The sequence below is a fragment of the Acetobacterium fimetarium genome (genome assembly GCF_014284475.1).
In the GTDB taxonomy this organism is placed as follows: domain Bacteria; phylum Bacillota; class Clostridia; order Eubacteriales; family Eubacteriaceae; genus Acetobacterium; species Acetobacterium fimetarium.
In genome coordinates, this window is record NZ_WJBC01000006.1 from 138505 (window position 1) to 144802 (window position 6298).

A 6298-nucleotide genomic window follows, 5' to 3' on the forward strand; every position below is an offset into this window, starting at 1 on the left:
TAAAGAAACTGCTGAATGTCAGATTTTACTTTATTCCATCACAACAATTTCCTGTCAATTTCTGATCATCTTGCATTGATTCCATAGATATAAGCAATGAAGCATGCAAAATCACCGATTTTTTTACGACAATCCTTTTCGTCACCCAATTTTTCACGCCAGGCGGTACTTAATCCATTTTTTTGTTGAAAGCGGCAAAACATGTTTAATGACGAAATGAACGCATTATGACTTGCTGTTCTTCCAGCGTCTTTTTCCATCCGTTCTTCCCGTGAATACAAATGCCAACGGCTTCTAATTGCCGCATAGGAAACGGCTGATTCTATCAATTTATTCCATAACATCTTTGTTGTTTCATCATTAAAATCGTTTTCTATCGCAAGTTGATTATATATTTCCAGCGATTCCTCAAATGTGAGAATGTTTTTTTCAGTTAAATAAGTTTCATAATTGATCATGGCTTTCTCCTATTCGTTCAAAATTTTTGTGAACGATTCCAACTATTTATAAATCATATTTTGCTAATGTATCTTTCAAACGCTGTACAATTGCGTTCCGTATCTCTACTGGTTCCACGACTTCGACATCATTGCTGTATTGCAAAGCCCAATTAATGATGGCATTGGGACTGCAGCACACCCGGATCAGATCATGCTGTTCATCAAGGTTCTGAGCACGCTTTTTAACCGTTGTGTAGCGATCTCCAAACCAGTCATGCACCATCGTATAGCGATTATTTCTGACTTTCAATGTGATTGTTTGCGGTTCATCATAAAACATATTCAGATGTTTAAGCATAAAATCATCCGGATCCCATTTCTCCTTGAGTCCTTTGACTTCACTCATTTTTTTAGCATCTATTCCTTTATTTCCATTCTTTTCGTTTCTTTCAGGAATTTCAATCGCTGACATTAAATCGACCCGATAGATTGACACATTATCAAAATAATCAGTATTGGCCAGGAGGTAATACTTGCCATTATATGCCACAACATAATAGGGCGAAACAGTATACCTCTTTTCTCTGATCGGTACGAGCTGTTTATTCTTGTCATAGCCATTGAATACAAACGTCATTTTAACCTGATCGGCAATGGCAGTTTGCATGGTCTTGAGATTTTCTTTTAATTGTTCCTGGGGTGCGGTCGCAAATTCCGGAACCGTATAAATCTGGCTTGTGATATTGGAGTAGTGGCGGTTGGTCAACTTTTTTATTTTCTCGATAATTTTATTGGCTTCATCTGTGGTCAGGGTTTTAGAAAATTGAATACCTTCGATTAAACGATCAATTTCCTGATATGAAAAATCGTGGGCGTAATAGAAATTCGACATATACCTTGAATTTTCTTTTGTATCATCATCTTCTTCAAGTTCCCGATCATATCCCGAATAGACGATTCTGAAGTAGTCTTTATCTTCTTCTGTATAGACCGGCGGGTTTAATGCCCATGTCAATTTTTTTAACGTGCTGCTTAATGTCTTGGCTGTGCATTTTACACTCTTTTCTTTTAACAATCTCAATATCTGATTCTGCGTTAACGGAGATTCCTTATCCGTTTCGTCTTTGAGAACTTCGAGAGTCGCAAGCGCCAGAATAACTGAATCACTTTGAGCGATCCCAGACTGTCGACCCTTCTGTTTTTTTGCTGCAGGTTTTTCTTCCACTCTAGCTTTTTTCTTTGCCATGGACACCTTCCCCTTTATTTTTATAATTTACTGCCAAATAGGGTGCCGCTCACTTTTTGTGGGCGAGCTGTTTTTCCCGATTCAAAACGGCATTGTTGTTATCAAAATATTTTTACACCTATGCGCTTTATTATTCAGTTTATTGTGCTTTCCTTTATAATTATAAGCATCTCAAAAAAGAAAATTCGCAAAGCAAATCGGACTTCCGGTTCTTTCTTTAATTTAATATTTGATACTTAGCTTTTCTCAATATTGCTCTTATTTCTTTATTTTCTTGAGTTTCTGGCACCGCATTTTTTATTTTATTAAATACGTCATTATAACCAGAATAGCATTTGTCGCTCAAAAAGACTTTATACATAATTTTTTTATAAATATCTGAAGTCACCCATGATTCATCTTGTTCGCAATCGGGATTGTCTAATAATGCAATTTTAAGCATCGCGACCATAAAGATGCCCCGGCGTTTAATTGCCCAATTGACGTTGTTTAAGAAAAATAATACTTCCTCTTTATTCTCAGGGAGTCTCGCTCCCCCTTCTTTTTCCATATACTTTGAATGTGAATCATTTTCATTCTGACGTTTATAATTCTCATCATAGAAATTTTCACTAAATAGCGATTTTGGATTGTATTCTCTATCAACGTAATCCCATAAAAAGAACGTGTTAATGTATTTATTAAATTGATCTTTTTCGAAACCGCCATTTTCATAACCCTCTTTTTTTAGAATTGCAAGCGAAAGATCCCAGTAATCTTTTGTCTTGGCAGCTCTTCCACCATTAAAACCTGCAGGTACCAAACAAAAATTTCCAATAGAATGAGTATAAATGCAATAATCTGAAAAACTGACATTTCGATCTTCCAGCTTCTCGAAATCCTTTTGACATTGTCGAAATAGCCAAAAAATATATCTCTTGCTGATTTGCTGTTTTCCCCTCGGATTAACTATGTCTTTATACTCTTTAAATCGATCACTTTCTTTTCCCATTTCATGAGATTTTGCAATTAATAAATTCAGTGTAGTTTGCACGGAATTCATTGTGTCTCCGCCCAAAAGCATCTTTTCATCAAAATACGATGCGATTCGAAATCCCCCCTTTTCTTTACTCCATCCCCATAAAATATTATAGATTTCGCCGGTTAAATCACATGTTTCATCTGAATTATCGGGATCAAATATAATTCCATGTTCTTCTATCAGATATTTACATTTAAGAAGATTTTCCATTGGTCTACCTTCATTATTTGCATATGGGAATTCATTTCTCAGTTCTTTGATTTTGTTTATCATCCGTTTATGATTTTTCGGTCTTTCTGAAACCAATATTTGGTTCCTTTTGAAATCATACAGATGTGGTTCTTTATCTTCTAATAACTCGCTAACATTTTTTTTGCATTCTAACATTTATTATTTCTCCTTTAAAAATACACAGCCACCAAAAGGCGCTGGTATATCATACAACATTATTAATTTTTCAGTTTTCAACTTTAATTGCGCTATCGTTTACATTTACCTTAAGGCATCCAGTGTTCGATCTACTCAGAAACATGCCCATCCTTATCCACAATTTTCACGTTTTCGACAATTTCTGAAAACGTCTTTGCTTCAATGCTGCCAAAATAGGCAATAATGTCAAAAGCTTCGTTCTTCATCTGTGCCTTAGGCGATGCTGTTGTAGCTGCATTATAGTCCATATCGTCCTTTGTCAGATCTTCAAGCGCCATAATCTGGCATTGATTATCTAAAAAATTCTGATACATTTTTGCCGAGGATAGCGTTGGTTCAATCTGATAGGCTGAATAAGAAGTGTTGAAATCCATAACCTTGTACCCATAGTAATTAACGGCTGGATCCTATCCCAAAAATACCGTAAAGTTACTTTTTCAGATTCTTCCACTAACACTAAATACGCTGATGCTTTTGGCTCATCCTTAATAGTTTAACATATTCTAATTTCTATTGCTTATAAAAATGCGTTTAACTGTTTTATCCCTATCTAAAAACCTACATAAGCATTTTAGGCAATAAATCATCCGCCTTTTTTCTTCAACTTATAAATAGATTATCGTCTCTTTCCGCTCAACCGCTTTGAAACGCAATTGATTTTTTACAAACTGCCGATCCGGCAAGTTAAGGGAATTGATAAGAAGCGGGCTATTCTCATTATCTGGGTCAAGCGATTGATAGGCGAAAAATAATAAAAACCGATTAAAAACAAGCCAATAATCACCCATTCCGTCAAGTTGACATTCCCAATGCGAAGCCGTTACTTTTATTGCTTCTGCATCTTTTTCAGCTATGCCTGGCAAGATGATGATATTCTTATAAAAGTAATAGTCATAATACTCGCCTGCCACTAAACCATCAATCGCCGCTATTTCTTCAGATTCTCTGGTGAATTCTTTTTCGATAAACGATCTTGTTTCATCCAAAAGAATCCCATGCAACGGATAACCAAAACATAAGCTTGACATCAGCAACCTCCTGATCCTAATACTAAAATATCTATACGCCTGATATTATATTCTATGCCGTATGAACCAGCAGTTCATCGCTGCGTATGCGAATTGTCTTGATTATATCATTAGAGTAAACGGCCATTTCAGCCGGATGATCGGGAATACTGTCAGGCAGTTGACAATCAATAATCGTACTCAGTTTATATTTTTCAATGTTTTCCTCAGAAAACCACTTTACCATTTCATTCTTTTCTGTTTCCGATACTTTGCCGCTGAGCGTATTTAGTTCCCTGATCGGGTTTTTTAACCATTTATAAAATAAATCCAATCGATCATAAAATCCATTTCGGTAATCCCCCTTTGCGAGATTATATTTACCCTTACAACACGGTGTCAGATTGCCGATGGTATGATAATACTGCGCCAATTTCTCTAATGCTGGCAACAACTGCTTTTCTTCGGGCAGCTCTTTATCTTGCTCCCTAAGCTTCTCTTTAATGAGTTTTAAATGTTTGAGCTGCGAAATGAAAACTGCTGTTTTCTTTATCGCATTGTGACCGTATTTGGATTCAAAGTATTTCCAATCCTCTGAAGGCAATTCCGGAACTTCAACAACTGCTCTGACGGCTTTTCCCCAAATATATTGGAAAGAAAATAACGAATCATATCCGGTGACAGTGCCTCGTGTCTCTATTTTAAAAAAGTCTCTAACAATCTTTGATTTATCACAGTCGTAGCACAAGGTTAATTCCGCACGATATAGAAGGTACCGCTCAATGGCATAACGGTCATCGGAATTGAATATTTCAATTAACTGACTTTCTGAAATCCCACAGTAATCGGCCACATCGACGATACAGTTCTTCGATTTTTCTAATCCGGTATTTTCCCACATTTGTCTTTTCAAGTCATATTCTTTCAAATTATTGGTATAGTCTTTGTAATACATATTAATTCTCCTATCCTTTGTTAACCCAACCAGCTAAATACTTGTAACTTTATTAATTGGTTACTAACACTATTATAACGTTTTAAATCGGTATCTTTTTACTTATTGTTGTATCGTTGAAAAATAAATTACGGAGTTTTATTGATTTGACTGATAAATCATGAAAATTCTTTGTTCCTCAGTAACCGATCACTCAACCTATTTATTTTGACTTTTTTGACCAATAAAAAAGCTCTGAACACCGCATTAAGTTGCGGTTTCAGAACTTCATTAACAAATACGGTGAAGGCGGACCCGAGCATCCAACAGATCGGTCGTCAGGCGACTGAAACGACTCGCTCGGACGGGACAAGCGGTGGGACAGCTGTCCCAAAATCCCTATACACGCACACATTCATGCAGGCGCATCCCAGACACCCTTATTCTTGATGATGATCCGCAAAGCTTTCTGGTTGTCCGCTTGTCCTGACCGCTTTCTTTTTCCCACGATAATCACCTTTTTTAAGAGGACGGCTGACCGGACAGTTTCAGAGACTGCTAGCGCCCGTCCGTTTTTTTTAGCTGGACAATACCCGCCGATAGCCACGCTGTCTGCCATAAATGGCAAAGGTTGTCCGGTCGACTTTCTCCCAGCTTGCAATTTTTCCCATGATTGCGCCAATGGCATAGGAATCGGCTGGCTTCATGGCTGACCCATCTCTGCCAAAGCATTCACACCAGATTTCCATGTTGCAGGTCAATTGTCTCTGCACCCCGCCATCATTTTTTTGACTGTCAAAATCACCGTCACGCAGGAAATTCCGGCGTTCATAAAGCGACATTTTTCCCCACTCCGCTGGCAGCCGGGTAATAAAGGATTTGACCGTTTCCATATCCGCTACATTTATCGCGGTTTTTTGCTTTGTATTTTTCATAAACGCTCTTCCCAAAGCTGTCTTTTTGATTCGTCCATTGTATCCTTAACCTCCTGAATGCCTTTTCGGTTAGTCTACAATAATTCGAATTGTTTTGCACTACGTCATCTTTGTCGAGTAGGCAAGGGGAATTTCACCCCAAGCCTCTCACAGAACCGTACGTGACACTCTCGCGTCATACGGCTCTTGTTATCCAATCGTTGGTTTAATACCCTTCTCCCAATGATAAAAGAGTCTAGGTTTTGAATTGGCTAAATGCGCTAACATTCGCCAAGCTCTTCTTTTG

General features: G+C 37.5%; 7 protein-coding genes. All 7 read right to left on the minus strand.

From position 1 onward, the window contains the following. Nucleotides 1-65: 65 nt before the first annotated feature. The 7 genes from GH808_RS06315 to GH808_RS06345 all read right to left on the minus strand — a co-directional run bounded on the left by GH808_RS06315 (nucleotide 66) and on the right by GH808_RS06345 (nucleotide 6012). Nucleotides 66-458, minus strand: a complete 393-nt coding sequence (locus GH808_RS06315) for a hypothetical protein (RefSeq protein ID WP_186841935.1) — start codon at nucleotides 456-458, stop codon at nucleotides 66-68. 46 nt (nucleotides 459-504) lie between these two features. Further along, nucleotides 505-1686, minus strand: a complete 1182-nt coding sequence (locus GH808_RS06320; protein WP_186841936.1) for a helix-turn-helix transcriptional regulator — start codon at nucleotides 1684-1686, stop codon at nucleotides 505-507. Nucleotides 1687-1903: 217 nt separating this feature from the next. Further along, nucleotides 1904-3094: a hypothetical protein gene (locus GH808_RS06325; protein WP_186841937.1), complete on the minus strand. Its 1191-nt coding sequence runs from the start codon at nucleotides 3092-3094 to the stop codon at nucleotides 1904-1906. A gap of 131 nt (nucleotides 3095-3225) precedes the next feature. Then, nucleotides 3226-3510: a hypothetical protein gene (locus tag GH808_RS06330; protein WP_186841938.1), complete on the minus strand. Its 285-nt coding sequence runs from the start codon at nucleotides 3508-3510 to the stop codon at nucleotides 3226-3228. A gap of 231 nt (nucleotides 3511-3741) precedes the next feature. Continuing rightward, nucleotides 3742-4164: a hypothetical protein gene (locus tag GH808_RS06335; protein ID WP_186841939.1), complete on the minus strand. Its 423-nt coding sequence runs from the start codon at nucleotides 4162-4164 to the stop codon at nucleotides 3742-3744. Nucleotides 4165-4216: 52 nt separating this feature from the next. Beyond that, nucleotides 4217-5098: a hypothetical protein gene (locus GH808_RS06340; protein WP_186841940.1), complete on the minus strand. Its 882-nt coding sequence runs from the start codon at nucleotides 5096-5098 to the stop codon at nucleotides 4217-4219. Between the two features lie 557 nt (nucleotides 5099-5655). Beyond that, entirely contained in the window at nucleotides 5656-6012 is a 357-nt protein-coding gene (locus GH808_RS06345) for a hypothetical protein (RefSeq protein WP_186841941.1), read from the minus strand. Between the last annotated feature and the right edge of the window lie 286 nt (nucleotides 6013-6298).